The sequence below is a fragment of the Rossellomorea vietnamensis genome (genome assembly GCF_008180615.1).
Taxonomy (GTDB): Bacteria; Bacillota; Bacilli; order Bacillales; family Bacillaceae_B; genus Rossellomorea; species Rossellomorea vietnamensis_D.
The window spans coordinates 189,833-212,828 of record NZ_VTEH01000001.1; the positions used below are offsets into that span (position 1 = coordinate 189,833).

Sequence of the window (22,996 nt, forward strand, 5' to 3'; positions counted from 1 at the left end):
AAAATTCTTTTTGACACCACTTCTACTGGATCTCTCTGCTGAACTGGTCTCTTGAATACTTTTACACACCACTTCAACCGGATCGCTCTGCTGAACTGGTCCCTTGAATATTTTAGACACCACTTCAACTGGATCTTTCTGCTGAACTGGTCTCTTGAATACTTTTAGACACCACTTCATCTGGATTTTCCTGCGCTACTGGTCTCTAAAATACTTTTTGACACCACTTCAACCGGATCTCTCTGCTGAACTGGTCCCTTGAATATTTTAGACACCACTTCAACCGGATCACTCTGCTGAACTGGTCTCTTGAATACTTTTATACACCACTTCAACCGGATCGCTCTGCTGAACTGGTCTCTTGAATACTTTTATACACCACTTCAACCGGATCGCTCTGCTGAACTGGTCTCTGGCATGTCTTACATAATAGAAATCATCACTGCTGTTAATCATCTCCCGGCATCCACAGTATGAAAAGCTCACAAAAAAACCCCTGACGCAAAATGCGTCAGGGGTTGAACAATTTGGATCAATACATCTGCAGGTACTGCTCGCGCTCCCAAGGGTGAACTTGAGTACGGAACATATCCCATTCGATTTCTTTTGCTTCAATGAAGTGTTCAAAGATATGGTCGCCTAGTGCTTTCACCATTACCTCATCTTTCTTCAGTGCATCAAGCGCATTGGAAAGGTTTGCTGGAAGATCTTCGATTCCGGCTTCTTCGCGCTCTTCTTTGTTCATAACATAGATATTGCGGTCAACTGGCTTTGGAGCTTTCATTTCGTTCTTAATTCCATCTAAACCAGCCGCAAGCAATACAGACATTGCAAGGTAAGGGTTAGCAGCAGGATCGACACTTCTCACTTCAACACGAGTACTCATACCGCGTGAAGCAGGAATACGGATCAACGGACTGCGGTTTTGCGCAGACCATGCAACGTAGCAAGGTGCTTCGTAACCAGGAACCAGACGTTTGTAAGAGTTGACTGTCGGGTTCGTGATGGCCGTGAAACCAGTCGCATGCTTGATTGTTCCAGCTAAGAACTGGCGGGCAGTTTCACTTAATTGAAGTTCTCCGCTTTCATCAAAGAAAGAGTTTTTGCCTTCTTTGAATAGAGACATATTGCAGTGCATACCAGAACCGTTCACACCAAACAGCGGTTTTGGCATGAATGTTGCGTGAAGTCCGTGCTTACGCGCAATTGTTTTAACAACAAGTTTGAACGTCTGGATATCATCACATGCTTTAAGTGCAGATGCATATTTAAAATCGATTTCGTGCTGTCCTGGTGCTACTTCGTGGTGGGATGCTTCGATTTCAAAGCCCATTTCTTCTAGTTCAAGCACGATATCTCTGCGGCAGTTTTCACCTAGATCTGTTGGAGCAAGGTCAAAATATCCGCCGTTGTCATTCAATTCTAATGTCGGCTGTCCTTCTACATCAAGCTTGAAGAGGAAAAATTCCGGCTCAGGTCCAAGGTTGAAGTCTGAGAATCCAAGCTCTTCCATCTCTTTAAGAACCCTTTTCAGGTTGCTGCGTGGATCTCCTCCAAATGGAGTTCCGTCCGGATTGTAGATGTCGCAGATAAGACGTGCAACTTTACCTTTTTCAGCTGTCCAAGGGAATACAACCCAAGTATCAAAGTCAGGATATAATTTCATGTCGGATTCTTCAATTCTTACAAAACCTTCAATTGAAGAGCCATCAAACATCATTTCGTTATCAAGTGCTTTTCCTAACTGACTTACCGGGATTTCAACGTTTTTGATTGTTCCCAGGATATCGGTGAATTGCAAACGTATGAACTTTACATTCTCCTTGTCAGCCATTTGTAAAATGTCTTCACGAGTAAACTTTCCCATCTTAACTAATTCCTCCTCAAGATTATCAAATATTAATTTTTTAATGGAAAAAGCGTGAGAGATCTCCTTGGCGAAGCGAGGATTTGTTGAAACGACCCGCATGAAGAAGTTCATTCCTCAATAATTTCCTCAATTCGTTGTCGGTAAGATCCGGCTTAGCTTTTTCTGTTTGCTGCTTGTCGGATTCTGATTCTTTATGTTCTTCCTGCACAGCAAAAATTTTCTTAATACCAGCCATGTTGATTCCTTGATCCAATAAATCCTTAATTTCCAGTAATTTATCGATATCATTCAAGGAGAAGAGCCTGCGTTTCCCTTCAGTTCTTGCCGGGAAAATCAATTCATTCTCTTCATAGTAGCGAACCTGGCGAGCAGTCAAATCAGTCAGCTGCATCACAATTCCCATCGGAAACAATGGCATGCTTCGTCTAATTTCACTTCCACTCATCCCGATTCACCTCCTTCTTGCTTTCCTGATATCATTATATGTTATGTAAGGAATATTGTCAAAGGAATGTTAGGTTTTCTTACATCAAATTTCAATAAAAAAGGACAGCTCATTTTTAAGCTATCCTTTTAAGATATAATTATCCTTATTCTATAGTGATTAAACCTTTTTCCATCAACTTATTTATACTCGTCATTATCGCGATCTTAACGTGAGAGTATGTTAAGCCTCCTTGGACATACGCAGTAAACGGCGGTCGAAGCGGGCCATCTGCAGAAAGCTCGATGCTCGCTCCCTGAATAAATGTCCCAGCCGCCATAATCACATCATCTTCATAACCGGGCATATAATCCGGGTACGGCGTAAAATGCGAGTTAATTGGTGAAGCAAACTGAATCGCCTGGCAGAAAGCCACCATCTTCTCTCTGTCATTGAACTGCACCGATTGAATCAAGTCCGTACGCTCAGCATTCCAGGCAGGATCTGTACTCATGCCAAATCCTTCAAGTATGGCAGCCGTAAAGACAGCTCCCTTCAAAGCTTGAGCAACTACATGAGGGGCCGCAAAGAAACCTTGATACATCTCCTGCAGAGAATATAATGATGCACCCGCCTCCGCTCCAATCCCAGGAGAAGTCATCCGATAAGAACAGGCTTCCACAAGGTCTCTCTTCCCTGCGATATACCCTCCTGTTTTCGCAAGGCCGCCTCCAGGGTTTTTAATCAGCGATCCCGCAATAAGATCAGCTCCGATGTGACACGGCTCCATATCTTCAACAAACTCGCCGTAGCAGTTATCAACGAATACCACCACATCCGGCTTGATTTCCTTTACAAACTTTATCATCACTTCGATTTGCTTAAGGGTAAAAGAAGGACGGTTGGCGTATCCCTTTGAACGCTGGATCCCGATCATCTTCGTATTAGACTTGATCGCTCGGGAAACAGAATCAAAATCCACTGAACCATCTTCATTCAGCGGGATCGAGTCATATCCGATCCCGAATTCCTTTAATGATCCTGTGCCTTTCCCTCGGATCCCTACAATTTCTTCCAAGGTATCATAAGGTTTTCCTGTGATATATAATAATTCATCACCAGGACGTAGAACTCCGAACAGCGAAATGGAAATGGCATGTGTGCCTGAAATGATCTGCGGGCGTACGAGTGCTGCTTCACCACCAAACACATCTGCATAGATCTGCTCGAGAGTATCTCTTCCGATATCGTCATATCCATACCCGGTGGTCGGGATGAAGTGGGAATCGCTGACACGATGTTTTTGAAAAGAAGTCAGCACCCTGAACTGGTTTTCTTCAGCTCGGCGGTCTATTCTTTTATGAATATCGTTAATTTTCACTTCTGCTTTTTCTGCTATGGTTTGTAATTCTTCTCCGTAAGTTAAGTACTGATACATGTGTTTCTCCTTCTAAAGGTGCAGTTTTATTGATATTTTTAAAAGCTGTTTCATTTTGGCAAGTTTATGTGTTACTTCTGAAACTTCTTAATACTCCCCGTCACAGGGTGATCAGATAACGAATAACCCTTTGCTTCATACTCGTGGGTTTCTTCATTGAACTGGAGCTTTCTTACGATTGTTTCGTTTTTCAACTGCGACAGTAATTTCCCCTCGTCAGAAGGAAGATGCACATGATAGGCTTCCATCTGCTCTATAACGATGCTTTCCATTTTATCTTTAAGGGCAGCTCTGTCTTCTTCATTTAATGCGCTGATGATGATTTTATCACTGCCGCTGTCCGGCACAAAATCAGGATGCATCTGGTCGCGTTTATTGTAAATTGTCAACTGGGGAATGTGGTTCATTCCGAGTTCTTCCAGCAGAGACTGCACAGTTTTTTCATGATTGTTGTAATCCGGATTTGAACTGTCGACGACATGCAGCAACAAGTCTGCTTCCTTAACTTCTTCCAAAGTAGATCTAAAAGCCGCTACCAGGGCAGTAGGGAGATCTTGAATGAATCCTACTGTATCCGTCACCAAAGCGGTGTATCCGCTCGGCAGGATCAACTTTCTCGTTAAAGGATCCAGCGTCGCAAACAATTGATTCTCTTCATAAGAATCCGCAATGGATATTCTATTGAAAAGAGTAGATTTACCTGCGTTCGTGTAGCCCATAAGTGCCATCTGGAAAGTTTTATTCTTTTTCCGCCGTTCTCTGTAGCGCTCACGGTGTTCCACAACCACTTGCAGAGCTTTTTTAATATCATCTATTCTCCGTCTAATATGGCGGCGGTCACTCTCAAGCTTCGTCTCACCCGGTCCCCTGGTTCCGATTCCTCCCGCCAGACGGGACATCGCCGTTCCTTTACCAACCAGGCGGGGCAGCATGTATTGCAGCTGAGCTAACTCGACCTGCAGCTTACCTTCTTTCGAACGGGCTCTCTGGGCAAAAATATCGAGAATCAATTGAGTCCTGTCGATGACCCGCGCCTCAAGCTGCTCAGACAAATTTCGAATCTGACTCGGAGATAATTCATCATTGAAAATTATTAGATCCGGTTCAAATTGCTCTTCCAGCGCAACAAGCTCTTCCACTTTCCCTTTTCCGATATAAGTTTTCGGGTGGATACGCTCCCTCTTTTGAGTAAGGGTTGCAGAAACTTCCGCCTGTGCTGTTTCCGTCAACGACTCCAGTTCTTCCATTGAGTACTGAAACCTTTGATCATCTTCTTCAATCTGACATCCGACTAATAACGCTTTTTCGATCATTTTTTCTTCCAAACAGAATCCTTCTTTCCTATAAGATTTGCTATTTTTCATCATATCAAAAACAAAATGTAAACACTATGTTTAACCTTTCTAAATATGTGATAAAAAAAGGTTGCAAAACTAAAATTGCGTGTTAAAATCAATATGTTTGAATAGAGACTGAAGAATCATCATGCAGAGTTTCTTTAACAGATCAACGCATTCATATATGGAGCAGAAACCACTCTCTGCGTTTATGTGTTAAAGGAATTCCGGAATCGACAGCAAAGGAGGAACAGTTATGACTTGGGAAGTTCTAAGTATTGTCGGCACAATTGCTTTTGCCGTTTCAGGAGCAATTATCGCCATGGAAGAAGAATATGACATTCTCGGTGTGTATATTTTAGGTATCGTTACTGCATTCGGAGGAGGAGCGATACGGAACCTGCTGATTGGCGTCCCGGTCTCCGCTCTTTGGGAACAAGGATTTCTTTTCCAAATTGCACTCCTATCCATTACCGCAGTTTTCTTATTCCCTAACAACCTGCTCCGCCATTGGAGAAGGTGGGGCAACTTCTTTGATGCTATTGGATTGTCCGCTTTCGCCATTCAAGGAGCACTGTATGCATCAGAAATGAACCATCCTCTCAGCGCGATTATCGTTGCAGCGGTTTTAACAGGCAGCGGAGGTGGAATCATTCGTGATCTTCTCGCCGGAAGAAAACCCTTGGTTCTAAGATCTGAGATTTATGCAGTATGGGCAGTTCTTTGCGGTGCCGCCATCGGATTAAAACTTGTAACTGAACCTTGGGAATTATACACTCTCTTCATTATGACTACTTCTCTAAGAGTATTGTCATATTCCTACAAATGGAGACTGCCAAACAAGAATATTAAAGCATTTCAATGACAACAAAGAAGCTTGATCCCTGGTGGATCAAGCTTTTTTTGTGCTCTTTTAAGAGAGTCACCTATTTAAAATCCCGAGGAATGATTATCTTAAAGAATGGCTCTTTTCTAAAAGATTGTTGCTTTTGAGCGCATTATTTTCCTCCTCCCTATTTTCACTAGAAGGATCTTCACTGCAGGCGTGCGACCTCCTGCGGGACTAGCGGGACAGATGAGACCCCGCAGGCAAAGCCGAAGAGGCCGGGCGCCCTCCCCGCGGAGTCGTGCGCCTGGAGCGGAAATCCATTACTTTTAAAATAGCCACAATCTATGCGAAAACAGCCTAATGAACTTATTTTACATTTAGAATGCTATAAAGTGCCGGTCAGTCATCTCTGCTATTCACTAGAGATGAAGGATAGCATCGCAAACCGTTCTTAAAAGAAATTCCAAGTCACCCTTTTTGATGCTTAATGGAGGAGAGATCGCCAGAACATTATTAAAGCCTGCAACAGTTGCCCCATTCTTCCCAATTAAGACCTTTTTTGATTTGCAGTATCCAACTGCACTATTCACCTTATCAACCATTAAAGGTTCTTTGGTTTCTTTATCCGAAACCAGTTCAATGCCAATCAACAACCCTTTTCCCCGTATATCCCCTACATACTTATGCCCCTGCAGCTCCTTTTTCAAGGTATCGAGAGCGAATTCACCTAATTCGGCAGAACGCTCAAACAACTTTTCGTCCTCCAAGAGCTGAATATTCTTCAGAGCCAGGGCACACGCAGCAGGATTTCCTCCAAATGTATTGATATGCCTGAAGTAATCGTACTCACCATTTTCCTTGAAAGCTTCATATATTTCACGCTTGACTGCTGTAGCCGCAAGCGGTAGATAACCACTGGTGATGCCTTTTGCCATCGTAATAATGTCTGGCTTCGTTTCATAATTCATAAATCCAAACGGTTTCCCTGTCCGGCCGAATCCGCAGATCACTTCATCAACGATTAATAACGCTCCATGCTTCTCACAAACTTCCATTACCGCTTTCATGTATCCTTCTTGCGGAAGCAGTATACCGCCTCCTGTGATAATCGGTTCCATGATCACAGCCGCAATTGTTTCGCTCAATTCCCAAGTCATCACGCTCTCAACAGCTTTAACACCAGGAAGCTTATGGGGTGGTGTACCCTCAGGCACTTCATCGCGGTAAGTGTCAGGAGGCTGAACATGGATAAACCCCGGCGCCAAGGGTTCATATTTGTATTTCCTTTGCGCCTGCCCGGTTGCAGCAAGTGTTCCCATCGTATTTCCGTGATACCCCCTGTAACGCGAAACAATCTTGTATCGGCTTCCTTCTCCTTGCTGCTGATGATATTGACGGGCAATTTTAAAAGCAGCCTCATTGGCTTCCGATCCGCTATTGGAGAAAAATATGACGTAGTCTCCTCCCAGCATCTCATTTAGTTTCTCAGCTAACTGAATAGCAGGAGGATGACTATGGGTCATAGGGTAATAAGCCATTTTCTTTAATTGCCCGTATGCCGCATCAGCCAATTCCTTCCGGCCATAGCCGACATTCACACACCATAACCCTGCCATTCCATCTAAATATTTGCTGCCCTTATGATCTGTAACCCAGGAACCATCCGATTCCGCAATCACCATAGTACCATCGGGATCATACGGCTTCATAGAATGCCATATATACTGTTCATCCTGAGATGACAAATTTTTATTTCGTTGTCCTTTTCCCACCTAGAAGACCCCCTTCATTAGGACTTTCTTTGTATTTATATGAAGAGGAACCTCCTTATAGAAACGGTATTATTTCTAATTGAAATCTGGTGTACATTCACATTCTAGTGCACTCCACTCAATACTCTGCCACCAATGAACTTTCGAGCTGCTCTCTTGGGGACATCTTCTTCTCCTTCTGCACGATTTCATGTATCCAAGAGGCTCTCTTGGATACATCTTCTTCTCCTATCACACGAGTTCATGTATCCAACAGACTTACTTGAGGGCATCATCTTCCCCTTCCGCACAAGTTCATGTACCCAACAGGCTCTCTTGGATACATCTTCTTCCCCTATCACACGAGTTCATATACCCAAGAGGCTGACTTGGAGACATCTTCTTCTCCTATCACACGAGTTCTTGTATCCAACAGGCTCTCTTGGATACATCTTCTTCCCCTTCTTCACGAGCAAGAGGCTCACTCGGGCACATCTTCGTCTACTTTCGCACTATTTCATGTACCCAAGAGGCTGACTTGGATACATCTTCTTCCCCTTTCGCTCGAGTTCATGTATCCAACAGGCTTACTCGGAGACATCTGCTTCCCCTTCCACACGAGTTCATGTATCCAACAGGATCACTCAGAGACATCTCCTTCCCCTTCTACACGAGTTAATATATCCAAGGGGCTCACATGGATGCTTCTCCCTCCCCTCCTAAACTAGTTCATGTACCCAACAGGCTCACTTGGAGACATCTCCCTCCCCTGCTAAACGTATTTTTGCACCCAAAAGGCAGGCCTTTGGCAGCTCCTCCTCCTTCTTCACGAGTTCACATTTCCATGTCATCAGCTCGGAGACTCTCCCTTCCAAACGAAGTAAAACGATCAAATCGCCAACTCATCCCGCCACATACCTCACCTTAAAACAGAATTTACATCACCAAAATTTTAGAGGGGTGCGCCGCCGACTGAATTAAACAATGCAATTTAAAAACACACCGTAAACAAAAACAACTCTAACCAAAATTGGCTCGAGTTGTTTTTGCAGCACCATTATTCAAATGTCCCTTTCACTACAGCCTCGCGGTTTTCGACCATAAGTTTTCCCCTCGCCAATACTGTGTCGATCTTCAAGGTCTCTTTGTCCACCAGCACAACATCAGCGTCTTTCCCTTCTGCAAGAGAGCCCTTTCCGGTTAACTTAAGGATTTTGGCCGGATTCGAGGTAATGACTTTGATCGCCGTCTCAAGGGGAACTCCGTCTTCAAGGACCGCTTTCCTGACAGCATTGAACAAACTTGAAACATGAGCAACCTTCAATCCTTTAAATTCGCCATTCTTGTCGAATTCAGGCAGACTCCCCTGCCCGTCAGAAGTGAAGGTAATATTTTCCTCAGGAACACCAGCTTCAAGCATGCGCTTAAGACCTTTACCGCATTCGACTTCACCATCTTCCAGAAATTGAGGAATGGTACTTGTAGTAAAATCAACATACCCTCCTTTTAATCCGAATTCGATACCCTCTTCAAATAAATAAGGGTTGCGGTTGATATGAGTGGGATAAAATTGCTTGATTGGGATGTCTGTGTTTTCGATAACATCATAAATCAGCTTTAAACAATCCCTGCTGTCACCCAAATGAACATTCACAACTCCTGATTTACCTGACAGAATTCCACCTACACGCGACTGCGAGGCAATCCTTGCAAACTCTTCAGCTGACGGCTGTGATGAACGGTGATCTGCAATCGCTATTTCGCCTGTTCCGATAATTTTATCCACGAGGAGAATGTCATCTTCTATTTTTCCAGTCAAAGTTCTCACAGGCACTTGGTATGACCCTGTCTGAACATAGCAGGTTATCCCTTCTTCATCAAGTCCCCGCGCTTTAGCCACCAGACTCGCCATAGTTCTGGTGGTCCCATCAGTGCCGATGACCCCGATTACGGTAGTAATACCAGATAAAGTAGCATCCGTCAGCTTCAATTCAGGAGTGCGGGTTTTATAGCCGCCTTCTCCCCCTCCTCCGATAATATGAACATGAGAATCGATGAAGCCAGGAAAGACTCTTTTACCAGCGGCCTCAATAATCTTAATTTTATCCGAAAAAAATCCCTCTGGAATATCAATGGTATCTTCTATGAATCCGATTTTGTCATTAACAATCAATATATCTTTTTTCCCTAAAAAATCTGGAGCATAAACTTCTCCATTTCGTATTAAAACCAACATGATGCAAGCTCCTTTCAACAAAAACTTTCTCTTCAAATGGGATTAATTATCCCCTGCCATATTTAATATCCAATCAATGCAGCCGTTATAACAAAGATAGAAGAAAGTACAAAAAGCACTCCCATGAATTTAATGATGAACTTCGCCCATACTCCCCAGTCCACACGGGCAGCTCCCAACGTACCCATCAATGCGGCAGATGTCGGCACGAATATATTCGTCAATCCGTCCCCGAGCTGGAAGGCAAGCACAGCTACCTGTCGTGTTACACCGGCAATATCCGCTAAAGGAGCCATCAATGGCATTGTAAGAGCCGCCTGGCCCGAGCCGGATACAACAAAAAAGTTAAAGATGGATTGAAACACATACATACTCCATGCAGAGATTGCTTCCGGGAAATCCCCGACAACCTGGCCGGCGCCGTACAAAACTGTATTCAATACAGAAGGAGCGTCCGGGCTGTCTCCGCCAAGAATGATGACAATCCCTTTTGCCATACCGACTACAAGCGCAGCAGGCAGCAAATCTTTCGCACCTTCTATGAACCCTTCCGCCATATCATTCCAAGTCATTCCATTCAACTTGAATAAAACACCAATAATACCTGCAGCTAACCCTATCGTGAAAAATTGACTTGCGATTTCCGGGATATAATACGCATGCTCAATGACTCCCCAGATAATCCAGCTGATCCCGATAGCCACAGTTGCAATGACCAGCATATGTCCCACTGTAAAAGAGGAATTCAGATTCCTGACCTTGCCTTCTTTCCTGAAATAATTATCTGTCTCATACGTCACACTTCGCCTTGGATCTTTTTTGATGCTTTGAGCGTATTTCCAAGTGTAAATAATCCCGAACAATGTAAACACCGCCCACATCACAATACGGAATGGCGCACCGGAGAGGACAGGTACATCTGATACCCCCTGCGCAATTGCCACTCCGAATGGATTCATCCAGGAAGTCGCAAATCCTATTTGTGTCGCTACGTAGGTGATCATGATACCTGTGATTGCGTCATAGCCTATCGCAACCATAATGGGAACCAGGATCATGGCGAATGCAATCGCTTCTTCTCCCATCCCGAAAACGGCTCCCCCTAAAGAAAACAAGAAGAACATGATCGGAATGATCAATGCTTCCTTCCCTTTCGTACGGTCAATAACCTTCAATATCCCTTCTTCGATCGCCCTGGTTCTCATGATGATACCAAAAGCTCCGCCAATAATAAGAATGAAGGCAATTACCCCCACGGCCGAACCCCATTTGTCACCGGATACCAAGCCCTCAAACACATAATTCAGTAAGCCTGCTCCGCCACCGGATTCAAACAAACTGGTTCCTTCCCTGACAAGATTTCCTTCCTCATCCTTTATGTAACTGAAAGAATCTGAATCAAGGACGGTTTTGGTTTGCTCTTCCCCATCCTGCATATACGTTATTTCCTGAGTTTCAAATTGACCTTTTGGTACCATGTAGGTTAGCAAAGCTGCCAAAATGACTACAAAAAATACAATAATGAATGTGTGCGGTACCTTCCACGCTTTCTGCTCTTTATTCATTCTTCTTTCTCCCCCTTGTATACCCCTGTAAAGCAAGACACAAAATTTCAGCACAACCGGAAATCAAGACCTCTCCATACAGGCGTATTTAGTTATCACTTACAGAGATGCAAGAATCATGCCAAGTGAAATAATCAGAAAATACTAACTAAATGTGGTAGAATAAAGTGAATAGGTTAACCATTAAGAACCTAAAAATATTACTTATCAACCAATTTATGAGGTGTAAATTAATGCGCAAGCTTGTTGTCATAGCCGGCACAAAAGAAACAGAGAAAGCATTGTTGAACCAGTTAAACTCTATTTTTGGAGAGCTGATTCAATTTGAAGGATATGCCATTGATGAGGGACTTCCTCACCATTTCAAAAATGAGCTCATCTTGTATTCTTCCTCATTAATAGAAGAAGAAGTCGAAAAACATATTGATTTCTCCACTTGTACCATTATCGTCGCTACCCGAACCGTCAATTATGAATTTATTGACAGGATTTTTGAATTATCACCAGGTCAAAAAGTCTTATATGTTAATGATTTTACCCGAACTGCCGATGAAGCGATTGCCACCTTAAAAGGGCTGGGCATCAACCATGTCGATTATATCCCCTATTCTAGTGAAAGTATCAGTTTTCCACCGGACATCGACGTAGCTGTTTCACCTGGTGAAACCCACTTGATCCCTGAGAAAGTGGGGAAAAAGATTGATATAGGTGTAAGGCTGATTGATTTGAATACCATAATGAAAATCATCACTCATTTCCGCTTATCTGATGAATTAAGCATTGATATTACCAACCGCTATACTAAAAAAATTATAGATTTAAGCCAGAAACTGTCTCAAGTTCATATGCAGGCCAGAACACTGAATAAGTTCTTGAACAGGGTTGTGGATGGAGTCAATGATGGAATCCTGGCTTTTCAGGAAAATGGAGAAATCACAGTATTCAACGAGGTTCTTGAAAAAATGCTCGGAATATCCGCCAGCTATGCAAAAGGAAAGAAGCTTTCACAGGTGTTTAGGAACATAGAGTTAACAAGATTTCTCTATTCCAAAGAAACGGAAGCACAGGTATTACTGACCTTAAGGCAGAGAGATCTGATGGTTTTCCGTTTCCGGATGAACGATGAAGCCGTCACAGTGGCTACTTTCAAAGATCTCGATGAAACACTTGAAATGGAAAAAGCACGTAAACAGGAACTGCAGAAAAGGGGATATATCGCCAAATATTCTTTTTCAAGCATCTTAGGATCCTCTTCCATCATTCAGGAAACCAAAAAGATTGCGGCAAAACTAGCCAAATCAGGCCTTCCGATCTTGATTCATGGTGAAACGGGAACTGGAAAAGAATTATTCTCTTCCGCCATTCACAATGAATCATCCAGAAAACATGACCCCTTTCTGGCGATCAACTGCGGAGCACTGCCTGATGATCTCCTCGAAAGTGAATTATTCGGTTATGAAGAAGGAGCTTTCACCGGGGCAGTAAAAGGAGGAAAAAAAGGGGTATTTGAACAAGCGGACGGAGGGACCCTTTTTCTGGATGAAATCGGGGATATCAACTTAAAGCTACAAGCAAGGCTCCTGCGGGTTCTGGAAGAGATGGAAGTGCGGAGAATCGGGGGAACCAAAAATATTTCTGTGGATGTGAGAATCATTTCAGCTACTAACAAAAACCTTACTGAATTAGTCGAAGCTGGTACGTTCCGGGAAGATCTGTATCACCGGCTTAAAGTGCTGAATCTGAACCTTCCCAGCCTAAGGGAACGGAAAGCAGACATTAAGCTCCTGACCGACACATTCATTCTCCAGGAGTCCGGGTCTCATAAAAAACTATCTTCTGAAGTTCTGAGCATCTTGGAAAATGAAGAGTGGAAGGGGAATATCCGGGAGTTAAAAAACACGATAATGTATATGCTCGCAGTATCAGAAGAAAGCACACTTACTAAGAATGATCTTCCGAAAACAGGTTCTTTTAGTGAAGGAGCAGCTTCCCGTGAGCAAATTTCTCTCGACATTCCTCCCTTAAGAAAAAAAGAGTATCTTGCTCTTCTCACTGCAATAAAAGTGCTGTTTGCCCAAAATGAAAATGCCAGCAGGCAGAAATTGAAAGAAATGCTCAACGAAACCAGACATCCCCTTTCTCTTCAGCAAATCAGGACTAGAATGAAAGAACTCCAAGACATGGGCTGCCTGGAAATTCATAAAGGCCGAAAAGGAACGGAAATCACCGAAAAAGGGATAGAAATGATCGATCGATTAAAAGGTTAACGTTCATAAAGATCTCCCTGAAGGTTGATTTATTATTTATTGAGCAAAAAAACAGCCAGTCAGGGCCTCAGTCCTGTACTGGCTCTTTTCTATTCTTCGGTCGATGGAAATAACAAGTCATTACTTCTTATTGTCATCAACTCATGGCGGTCATAGGTATTTTGCAAAAGCAGGCGCATAGCTTGCGATCTTATAGATTTCTCAATCACATTTCTGACATATCTTCCATTAGAAAAGGCTGCCGGGCTAATTGCCGTCTTCACCTGATGAAGGTGTTCTCTGATTTTTCTTTCTGCATCTATACTCAATTCATATTCTTTGTCAGTGAGCATCCTTCTTCCTATCTCCATTAACTGGTCAACGGAATAATCCTGAAATTGAAATACTAAGGGAAAACGAGAATGAAGACCAGGGTTCAAAGTAAGAAATTGATCCATTTCACGTGAATACCCTGCAAGGATAAGTATGAATTCATGCTGTTTGTCTTCCATATGTTTTACAAGGGTATCAATGGCTTCCTTCCCGAAATCCTTTTCCCCTCCGCGTCCTAAAGAGTACGCTTCATCTACAAACAGAATTCCGCCCATTGCCTTTTTAACCAGGTCCCTGGTCTTCTGGGCCGTATGTCCGATATATTCTCCCACAAGATCAGCTCTCTCCGCTTCAATTAAGTGGCCTTTTGAAAGAACATTCATTTTAAGAAACAATTTTCCTATCAACCTGGCAACGGTAGTTTTTCCAGTCCCGGGATTTCCTTTAAACATCATATGCAAGGCCTGCTTACCCGCTTTAAGCCCTGCTTCCTCCCTCTTTTTATTTACGTAGATCCAAGCGTAAATTTCTTTCACCATTTTTTTCATATCTTCCATGCCGACTAATGAGGCCAGTTCCGCTTCGATTTCCTTCAGTGCTGCATGCTCTTGAGGAAAAACCTTAACTGGTTCCTCAGCATTTCTCATTTCCCGAACAGGATTACGTTTATGTGAATTTAATACAATACTTATTTGTCCATTATTTTTCATTCTCATCGGCTGTTCCATAAATTCACCTCACCATTCTATACAGTATACGTCTGGAGGTTTTTAACGGTGACAAATGCCCAGTTAAAACGCTTAGAAAACTCTCTTATCATCCTATTCAATAAAGGATGAAATCATTATTAAATTTTGGATTGGATATGGGAGGTCGAGCTATCCAGTTTACAATAATACTATTATGTATTTTACAATTAGAAAATATATGTCTTTCCATTTTCAGCCCCTAAAACAGGAAAGACACCAACCCTCTCTTTCTGGAAAGGTCATCAAATTCCTTTTTTGAAAGGCTCTGCGATAATCCACTGCATTTAACCAGCAACAATTATTGCGAAAAGAGCCTTTTGAAAACATCAGAAATAAAAAAAACACACCGGCAAATTACCGGCGCGCTTTATCATTCAATCAAATTTTATTGAGCTTCGTCGAAATTAATTTGAACGTTGCGCTGAGGCGAGAAGGTGGAAATAGCATGCTTATAAACCAATTGCTGCTTACCTTCTGACTCAAAAAGTACGGTAAAGTTGTCAAACCCTTTAACTAGCCCCCGGATTTGGAACCCGTTCAATAAGAATACGGTTACTTGCGTGTTGTCTTTACGTAATTGATTAAGAAATTGATCTTGGATATTAATTGCTTGTTTCATGATAAGTCCTCCTCTTCTATCTCTACCTTAACTATTCGACTATAACCCTAGCTTTCCTGCAACAAAATCCGATATCTCTTCAATTTTTTTGTTCTTTTCCCTCGTGCTGCTCATATCAAACCATTCTACATCCATTTTATTGCGGAACCAAGTTAACTGCCGCTTGGCATATCTTCTGGAGTTCTGCTTCAAGTTTTCAACCGCATCATCTAAAGTGACTTTTCCTTCAAGAAACTCGTAAATTTCTTTATATCCAATCGCCTGGATGGATTGAACATCTTTCAGTCCTTTGTCAAAAAGCGCTTTAACTTCCTGAATAAGTCCCTGTTCCAGCATGATGTCCACCCTGCTGTCAATTCTGCTGTAAAGTAATTCCCTGTCCATCGTCAGGCCAACTAGAGCCACGTCATACAGAAGTTCGTTATTCTGATTCTCCTGATACTCAGACATCGTCTTTCCTGTACAGTGATGTATTTCCAAGGCTCTTATCACCCTTCTGATGTTGTTCGGGTGTATGCTGCCAGCCGCTTTTGGATCAACCGTTTGCAATCTAAGGTGGACTTCCTGATTGCCATGGTCCTCGGCTTCTTTTTCCAATTTCCTTCTGTATTCTTCATCACCGGGAGCATCCGTAAAATGATAATCGTAGATGACGGACTGAATATATAAGCCGGTTCCTCCTACAATCATCGGAAGTTTTCTACGGTTGTGAATTTCGGAAATCTTTTTCCTGACCAGCTCCTGAAATTCTGCTGCTGAAAAACTCTCTTCTGGTTCCCTAATATCTATCAGGTGATGAGGAATTCCTTCCCTTTCTTCTTCTGTTACCTTGGCGGTGCCGATGTCCATCGACTTATAAATCTGCATGGAATCCCCGCTAATGATTTCTCCGTTGAATTTCTTAGCCAGATGTATACTGGAAGCTGTTTTTCCCACAGCCGTAGGCCCTATAAGTACGACAAGTTTTTCTTTCTGTTTCAAACGATTCACTGCTTTCTATGTAAAAGAATAAGTTTACATATTATCGTACCATAAGAATCCATCGTTACATATCAGAAGAGTATAACCGTATAAAGTTTTTTTATACATCATTCTTTTTATTCTTAGCTCATTTCGGAAGTTTTGTCTGGTTTAAAAGTTTTGAATTTCTGCACCAGCACACGACTTTGCGGGGCGGGTGGCAAACTAGACGACCTATAGTTCCCTGGGGATTCGGATTTCATGGAACGTTCTTCTAATCGTACCATCTTCTTTTCATTCATCAGTGTTAATGGTACATTTCCCGCCTAATCGTACCATTATTTATTCATTCCCCTGTTGTAATGGTACGTTTCCCGGCTAATCGTACCATTAACTTATCCAATCCACCGATTTCATGGTACGTTTCACTTCAAAACATCATCTACCCAGCTTGACCTTCCATTTCTACTGTCTCTTCCCGCTCGTTATTGAAAAACAGCAGTGCCAGCCCGCTTCCGGCAAACAAAAAAGAAGCTATATAAAAAATAATCGCTATAGTAAAGAAGTCAATCAGGACGCCGGTTGCAAAAACAGCCAAGGAGGCAAACAGTGATGTCCAGAAATGGTAGCTGCCAATCTTTTTCCCCGCTCCTTTACCATGAAACACTTCACCTGCCAGTGTTTTTTCACATGTTTTTTGGACAGCTCCCAATAAGCCCAATATGACTTGAAGTACATATACACCTGCAAGAGAATCTACTTCAGGTATAAATAAGAAGATGAATGCCATTCCCCATGCATACCCAATCAGTAAGGGACGGCTGCCGAATTTATCTGAAGCGGCTCCTATCCAGCGGTGAAACAGCGCAGAGCTGAGCATGAACAGTCCATAAGCAAACCCGAAGCTGGAAAAGTTCGATCCGACGTTTTTAATAAAAAGAAGATAGAATGGGAAAGAAACCGAACTGGCCATCATGGCAAAGCTCTGTGAAAGCACAAAATATCTCATTGACCATACTCCTCATAAAAGTGATTCATGAACACTTCTTCGGGGTCCAGCTTTCTTTTGCTTTTGAAGAATTCCTCCGTCCTTGGATAAGCCTCTTTCATCTGCTTCTTTGAGGGATACTCATAATAAGGAAGATAGTAGCTTCCTTCATGCTTCAATGTCACATCTACCATCCTTCTGACAATTCTCTCTGTATCTTCTTTTCCTTCAGCTGATTTTTCCTGGTTGATAAGCAGTACGAGCGCGAACATCTCTTCTTTGGAATATGACAAGACCGCATGATCATTTTCATCAACGTAACGGACGGTAATGTTCACCAGGTTCAACTCCTCCTCATTGAGTACCTCTCTTAAATCATCGATATAGGCGGTGAACTTATCTACAGGAACAAAGTATTCCTGCAGTACATCTGTATCACTCCGGCTTTCGTATTCCATGAATTTGGATTCTGATCTCATTGCATTATTCCTGCTGATGAAGTCGCCATCTTTGCCTTGAAAATAGGTTTTCTGCATACTCCAAAAGAGATCTTTTCCCCAATCGAATCTCCTTGAGATTCCAAGCATGAATTTAGAAATGAATGTCCCTTTTTCACCTTTCATTGAATTATGCTCCTTCAGCAGAACCTGGCTGTCAGAATGAACATAGTCCGTTATATACATGTCTTCCAAAAAAGTATCCGGAGCAGTCGAGATTCGGGCAAGATGCATCTTAACATCTTCTTCGCCTTTTACTTCTTCAAGAAAAAAATCACTGTATTCATCATATGGTAGTTCCGTTGTTTTCATTTCATATAGTTCATCATCGGTCAGTTGCAATTCTGCATCAAGAATAACTCCAAACAGCCCATACCCTCCGATAACCAATGGAAAGAATTCTTTATTTTCAGTCCGGGATACGTTGATAATCTCTCCATCATGCTTCAATAAACGGAAAGAATTGACCGTCTCAATTAATGCCCCATGCCTTATATCTCTGCCATGTACATTGACAGACAGCGACCCTCCGATAGTAAATATATTTTGGGACTGCATTACTTTCACTGATAACCCATGTAGATTGGCTGCCTCTTGTATGTCTGCCCAGGTCGCACCGCTCTGTACGCGTATGGTTTTTTCCACTGTATTGAGATCCAGTATCTTATTATGACCGGTCATATCCAATACGACGCTTCCAGGATAATAAGTGTGCCCGCCTTGGCTGTGCATCTTTCCGGCAATTGACACTTTAAGATTTTCATCGGCTGCCTTCTTAACTGTTTTCACTATCTCCCGTTCTTCCTCACCCTTGGTCACCTGCTCTATTCTAGTCGGCATCAAGCCGCCTATATCACTGACGATTTCAGAACTAACAGGGTCATTATCCACAGTGAAAAAAACACACCCGTAAATTATGAAAAAAATCATCCCTATTGCCGCTCTTTGTGATACTTTCTTTCTTCTTATCTCTTTTTTCAATTATCTCACCTCATATTTACCAAATTTAACTATTATTTCTTAGTGTAATTTTACACTATTTAAGTTAAATTACAACATTATTCTGATATATTTCTCTTTTTACACCATAATAAAAATACGCACGAAACCATAAGAAGAAAGGATGATAGCCATGAGCAAAAGAAAGCCTCGCGTTCCCAGGTCTCAAAGGGCACTAAATAAAATGAAAGCCGACTTATTTCACCAAGAGGATCCTTCTGCAGTGAAGTATGAGGCAGCAAAAGAGCAGGGTATCACCTTAACCAAAGGCTATAACGGGGAACTTAGCGCACGGGAAGCCGGAAAGGTCGGCGGGAAAATTGGCGGAAGTATGGTAAGAGAAATGATAAAGATGGCTGAAGCGTCGTTAAACGCAAAAAAAGGTAGAAGCAAAATAAAATAAGCTTCTACCTTTTTTGATCTAGCTTGTATGTCAATATGGACTGCAAGCCCTTCCTTCCCATAAGTTTCTTTCCATCATCCTTAAAGCCTGACTTCATGTATAGTGTTCTCGCTGCTGAATTTCTTTCGTTCACAGCCAGGACGATTTCACTTGTTCCAGGAAAATGATTCTGGACGAACGAAGGCAGCAATTTCATGGCAGCTTTGGCATATCCTTTTCCCTGCTGTATCTCATTAATGGAAAAAGCCCGTAATAATAAGGCATTGGTATCAAGTGAATAGTCCTTTACAACTGTTCCTTTATGAAGAACAAAAAAACCAACTGCCCTGTCCCCATCCATTATGACGACTGGATGTCTATTTCGGTCTTCAATTTCTAATGCTTCTGAAGGCAAAGCCGTAAATTGATGCTGTTCTTCTGCAAGTGAGAACTTATATAGCTCGGCTTTCACATTTTCACTGTAAAACTGCAGCTGCATATCGATTCCCCCCGATCATTAGCAGCCGATCATTTCTTTGATTTTTTTGAGTTGAACAGACGCAATGCTTCTTGCCCTTTCTGCCCCTCGTTCAAGAATCTTATCAATTTCCTGCTTATTGTCGAGATATTCATAATACTTCTGGCGAGGTTCGCTCAGTTCCCTGTTCATGACTTCGAACACTTCTTTTTTTACTTGGCCCCAGCCGATTCCTTGTTTGTACTTCTCTTTCATGGAATCAGCTTCAGCAGCAGCCGCAAACTCTTTATAAAGAGTGAACAGCGAGGAACCCTTCACTTCCTTAGGCTCTTCCGGGGGCGTAGAATCCGTTACAATTTTATTGACAAGCTTTTTCAGAGCTTTTTCTTCTGCAAAAAGCGGGATGGTGTTTCCATAGCTTTTACTCATCTTTCTTCCATCAAGCCCGGGTATGACAGCAGTCTCTTCTTCAATCACATATTGAGGCAGCTTAACGGCTTCTCCGAAAGTACGATTGAAGTTTTCCGCGATATCTCTTGCGATTTCCACATGCTGAACCTGATCTTTTCCAACAGGAACCTTATCTGAGTTAAAAAGCAAGATATCCGCAGCCATTAGAATTGGATAAGTAAACAGTCCCATGTTGACACCAGCATCAGAGTCGTTTGCTTCTGCCATGTTTTCTTCGACTTTGGCTTTATAAGCGTGTGCCCGGTTCATTAATCCTTTAGGTGTCATACAGGAGAGAATCCAGTGGAGTTCAAGAATTTCAGGAACATCTGATTGTCTGTAAAAAATCACCTTTTCCGGATCCAACCCTAATGAAAGCCAAGCCGCCGCGATTTCGTAGGTGTACTCTTTAAATTTTTTGCGGTCCTGCACAGAGTTTAAGGCATGGTAGTCCGCAATGAAGTAAATCCCTTGTGATGTGTTGTCTTTTGCCATTTCAAGTGCTGGCTTGATCGCGCCGATATAATTCCCCAGATGAGGGTGCCCTGTGGGTTTTATCCCTGTTAGTGCTGTTGGTCTTTCCATATAAATTCCTCCTAAAAATAAAAGGCTGTTTTCGCATACATTGTTGCTCGGAAAAATCCTAAGAGCCGGATTTTTCCCTGGATACTAAGGGTTCTCTCTCAAAACGGGGAGAGTAGCTCTTTTCTTTTCATGATTACCAGGTTATTCCGGTGAAACATGGTTATTTTTTTCAGAATGAGTATCGGATAGCAACAAATTTTACGAAAAGAGCCAAATAAAAAAAGCCCCCATCCAAAAAAGGACGAGAAACCCGCGGTGCCACCTTCGTTTACCCAGAATAAAAAAGGTAATCTTTAAAAGAGCTGATTATATGCTCTCTGTTCCTTTTATCGGTAGAACTCTCCGCCTGCCTATTTGTTCGGCATGGATGCTCCGAAGCCCATTCAACATGGTCCGACACTGATTCCCACCAGCCATCAGCTCTCTAAAGTCTTATCCATGCATACTCTTCTTCATCATTGCATAATATTAAAAAAATTTTGATTTTATTATATCCCATTGTTTTAAGATTGGCAATGTATATTTCCACTGTTTTCCTACTCGCAAAAGACCGTTTTATTCAGAACATAAAGGGTAAACAAAGATACAAAGAATAACTTACCCTTGAAAATAAGCAGAAATTTAGGAGGTATTCCATGATCATTGTTTACGCAAGCATAGCCCTATTTGTTCTCTCGATTGCATACCTGGGATATAAAGGCTTTAAGTTTATGAAGGAAACCAAACCGACCATCAACCACTTGAATAAAACGGTAGAGAGCCTGCAGCAAAGAGCACAGACCCTGCAGGAGGAGACCAATGAACTTTCTACACACAGCCAGGAAATTAAAGAAGACATTGATAGCAAGAAAGATAACATTCAATATACAGTTGGTGCCGTTAAACAGCTGCCAAAGCCTGTAAAGAGAATTTGGGAAAACAACTTCAAGAAGCCTGATGAAGGAAAGAATTATCGTACTTCCAATGGGTGATTTTAAGACTCGTCTATGGACGGGTCTTTTTTAGATTTATTAAGGCTTTTTCGTGAACTTTGTTGCTATTTAATACTAAGCTCAAAAAAACAACCATATTAAGAGGGGTAAAAACTGGTAACACCGAAAAGAAAAGAGCTCTCCCTCGATAAAGATAAAACTCTTAGTATCCGGGCATATCCGAAAGCCACAATATTTGCGAAAACAGCCTTTATTAAAGACTTTTGGAATAAAAAAAAGAACTTTTCTTAGGTACCTACGAAACGTGTGATTCATTCATCCTGTTTTCCTCCCAGACTATGGAGTGTGGATTACCCCAGAGGCCTTAGATAAACAATGCATAACTTCAATATAAAAGCCGATAAAAACTTTGAAAGTAATAAGAAGAGTTAGTATAAATTTTCACCCTGCTTTTTTAACATACTGAAAGCACAATATTCATTATCATAGCCTTCCTGCGTTGGAGTTGTTCCTCTTTATAGGCAACTATTTTGACGCTAGAATTGTAAAAAGACCCGGAATTCTATTCTCTATCCGTTCAGGAGAATTTTCGGGAAATGCCCACCGGATACCCTCTTCTTCTTCTAAGCATTCAATTGTCAAACCAGTTCCGGCCAGCTTCGTGACAATTTCGCCTAAAGTCCATCTCCGTATTATATTTTTTAATAGTGATTCACGTTCCTTCTCTGATAACAGCTTGCTAAAAGCTGCTTCTACTTCTTGAAGCTCTTCATCAAAATAATTTCCGTTTGCAACTAAATTATTATTCTCCAACCGCATTAATTTAGTAACCAGAGGATGATAGTCTCTTAAAATTAATTTACCGCCTGGTTTTAACATACTTGATATCAATTCAAAAAGCGGGTTAAGTTCAACGAAATAATGCAAAACACCGACTTCCATAAGGACAATATCAAAATTCTGCAGCTTTTCTTGAGGTGGTATTTCTAAAACATCACATACTAAATAGTGAATGTGTATTCCGGCTGCTTCAGCCAATTCAGTTGCATACCGCTTATTTCCTTCAGAAATATCCACTACGGTTAATTCCGCTCCCAATAGTGCAAGTGAAACAGCTTTGTTTCCTTTAGAACCTAAAAGATTGGCAATTCTCTTACCCTTTATATCACCCATATATTTAAGATAGTGGCTAACCTTCTTTTCCGGGTTTGCTTTTAACATTTGGGCATACTCCTGAGGCGTCCCATGACGATTAACCCAAGCCTGATAAGTTGACTGGTTCCACCCCAACTGGTTTTTTTCACTAAAGCTCTTTTGGTTCATTTACG

General features: G+C 42.0%; 20 protein-coding genes and 1 other annotated feature. Of the genes, 4 read left to right on the forward strand and 16 right to left on the reverse strand.

Translation table 11 applies throughout. The features are described from left to right. Positions 1-288: 288 nt before the first annotated feature. The 5 genes from FZC79_RS22915 to hflX form a co-directional block, all read right to left on the reverse strand. Positions 289-456, reverse strand: a complete 168-nt coding sequence (locus FZC79_RS22915) for a hypothetical protein (protein ID WP_187442602.1) — start codon at positions 454-456, stop codon at positions 289-291. A 76-nt stretch (positions 457-532) separates the two neighbouring features. Continuing rightward, positions 533-1,867 (reverse strand): type I glutamate--ammonia ligase, encoded by a 1,335-nt coding sequence (glnA, locus tag FZC79_RS00995; protein WP_148945041.1) that lies wholly within the window; start codon positions 1,865-1,867, stop codon positions 533-535. Between the two features lie 40 nt (positions 1,868-1,907). Beyond that, entirely contained in the window at positions 1,908-2,315 is a 408-nt protein-coding gene (locus FZC79_RS01000; RefSeq protein WP_148945042.1) for a MerR family transcriptional regulator, read from the reverse strand. A gap of 145 nt (positions 2,316-2,460) precedes the next feature. Continuing rightward, complete coding sequence (locus FZC79_RS01005) at positions 2,461-3,732, reverse strand: aminotransferase class I/II-fold pyridoxal phosphate-dependent enzyme (protein ID WP_148945043.1); 1,272 nt, start codon at positions 3,730-3,732, stop codon at positions 2,461-2,463. A gap of 71 nt (positions 3,733-3,803) precedes the next feature. Next, positions 3,804-5,045, reverse strand: coding sequence for a GTPase HflX (hflX, locus tag FZC79_RS01010; protein WP_148945453.1), 1,242 nt, complete (start codon positions 5,043-5,045; stop codon positions 3,804-3,806). 280 nt (positions 5,046-5,325) lie between these two features. On the opposite strand from hflX, the gene FZC79_RS01015 reads away from it, so the two are divergent. Further along, positions 5,326-5,934, forward strand: coding sequence for a trimeric intracellular cation channel family protein (locus FZC79_RS01015; protein ID WP_148940076.1), 609 nt, complete (start codon positions 5,326-5,328; stop codon positions 5,932-5,934). 383 nt (positions 5,935-6,317) lie between these two features. Here the strand turns inward: FZC79_RS01015 and FZC79_RS01020 are convergent, their stop codons facing one another. The 3 genes from FZC79_RS01020 to yfcC form a co-directional block, all read right to left on the reverse strand. Continuing rightward, the gene (locus tag FZC79_RS01020; protein ID WP_148945044.1) at positions 6,318-7,670 is read right to left on the reverse strand and encodes an aspartate aminotransferase family protein; all 1,353 of its coding nucleotides are present in this window, start codon (positions 7,668-7,670) and stop codon (positions 6,318-6,320) included. Positions 7,671-8,706: 1,036 nt separating this feature from the next. After that, entirely contained in the window at positions 8,707-9,885 is a 1,179-nt protein-coding gene (iadA, locus tag FZC79_RS01025; protein ID WP_148945045.1) for a beta-aspartyl-peptidase, read from the reverse strand. A gap of 62 nt (positions 9,886-9,947) precedes the next feature. After that, positions 9,948-11,450 (reverse strand): putative basic amino acid antiporter YfcC, encoded by a 1,503-nt coding sequence (gene yfcC, locus FZC79_RS01030; RefSeq protein ID WP_148945046.1) that lies wholly within the window; start codon positions 11,448-11,450, stop codon positions 9,948-9,950. Between the two features lie 233 nt (positions 11,451-11,683). On the opposite strand from yfcC, the gene FZC79_RS01035 reads away from it, so the two are divergent. Further along, complete coding sequence (locus FZC79_RS01035; RefSeq protein ID WP_187442604.1) at positions 11,684-13,717, forward strand: sigma-54 interaction domain-containing protein; 2,034 nt, start codon at positions 11,684-11,686, stop codon at positions 13,715-13,717. Positions 13,718-13,806: 89 nt separating this feature from the next. On the opposite strand, the gene spoVK is transcribed toward FZC79_RS01035, so the two are convergent. The 5 genes from spoVK to FZC79_RS01060 form a co-directional block, all read right to left on the reverse strand. Beyond that, a complete protein-coding gene (spoVK, locus tag FZC79_RS01040) occupies positions 13,807-14,757 on the reverse strand; it encodes a stage V sporulation protein K (RefSeq protein WP_148945048.1) in 951 nt (316 codons plus the stop codon). Positions 14,758-15,163: 406 nt separating this feature from the next. Beyond that, positions 15,164-15,397: an RNA chaperone Hfq gene (gene hfq, locus FZC79_RS01045; protein ID WP_148940081.1), complete on the reverse strand. Its 234-nt coding sequence runs from the start codon at positions 15,395-15,397 to the stop codon at positions 15,164-15,166. A gap of 39 nt (positions 15,398-15,436) precedes the next feature. Next, positions 15,437-16,378 carry a tRNA (adenosine(37)-N6)-dimethylallyltransferase MiaA gene (miaA, locus tag FZC79_RS01050; RefSeq protein WP_148945049.1) on the reverse strand — a complete coding sequence of 314 codons (942 nt, stop codon included), beginning with the start codon at positions 16,376-16,378 and terminating at the stop codon, positions 15,437-15,439. Positions 16,379-16,799: 421 nt separating this feature from the next. Then, complete coding sequence (locus FZC79_RS01055) at positions 16,800-17,366, reverse strand: MFS transporter (RefSeq protein WP_148945050.1); 567 nt, start codon at positions 17,364-17,366, stop codon at positions 16,800-16,802. Then, positions 17,363-18,811 (reverse strand): FAD-binding protein, encoded by a 1,449-nt coding sequence (locus FZC79_RS01060; RefSeq protein WP_435873891.1) that lies wholly within the window; start codon positions 18,809-18,811, stop codon positions 17,363-17,365. The genes FZC79_RS01055 and FZC79_RS01060 overlap by 4 nt, the downstream gene beginning before the upstream one ends. 163 nt (positions 18,812-18,974) lie before the next feature. Between FZC79_RS01060 and FZC79_RS01065 the strand changes: the two genes are divergently transcribed. Beyond that, on the forward strand, positions 18,975-19,244 hold the full coding sequence (locus FZC79_RS01065) for an alpha/beta-type small acid-soluble spore protein (protein WP_148945051.1): 270 nt from the start codon (positions 18,975-18,977) through the stop codon (positions 19,242-19,244). 4 nt (positions 19,245-19,248) lie between these two features. Here the strand turns inward: FZC79_RS01065 and FZC79_RS01070 are convergent, their stop codons facing one another. After that, positions 19,249-19,722, reverse strand: coding sequence for a GNAT family N-acetyltransferase (locus tag FZC79_RS01070; protein WP_148945052.1), 474 nt, complete (start codon positions 19,720-19,722; stop codon positions 19,249-19,251). An 18-nt stretch (positions 19,723-19,740) separates the two neighbouring features. Further along, complete coding sequence (locus tag FZC79_RS01075) at positions 19,741-20,736, reverse strand: tryptophan--tRNA ligase (RefSeq protein ID WP_148945053.1); 996 nt, start codon at positions 20,734-20,736, stop codon at positions 19,741-19,743. A gap of 234 nt (positions 20,737-20,970) precedes the next feature. Next, positions 20,971-21,204: a binding site (T-box leader), on the reverse strand. Between the two features lie 167 nt (positions 21,205-21,371). Here FZC79_RS01075 and FZC79_RS01080 point away from each other — a divergent pair. Continuing rightward, a complete protein-coding gene (locus FZC79_RS01080; protein WP_148945054.1) occupies positions 21,372-21,707 on the forward strand; it encodes a DUF948 domain-containing protein in 336 nt (111 codons plus the stop codon). A gap of 486 nt (positions 21,708-22,193) precedes the next feature. On the opposite strand, the gene FZC79_RS01085 is transcribed toward FZC79_RS01080, so the two are convergent. Then, positions 22,194-22,991 (reverse strand): class I SAM-dependent methyltransferase, encoded by a 798-nt coding sequence (locus FZC79_RS01085; protein WP_148945055.1) that lies wholly within the window; start codon positions 22,989-22,991, stop codon positions 22,194-22,196. Positions 22,992-22,996: the final 5 nt, after the last annotated feature.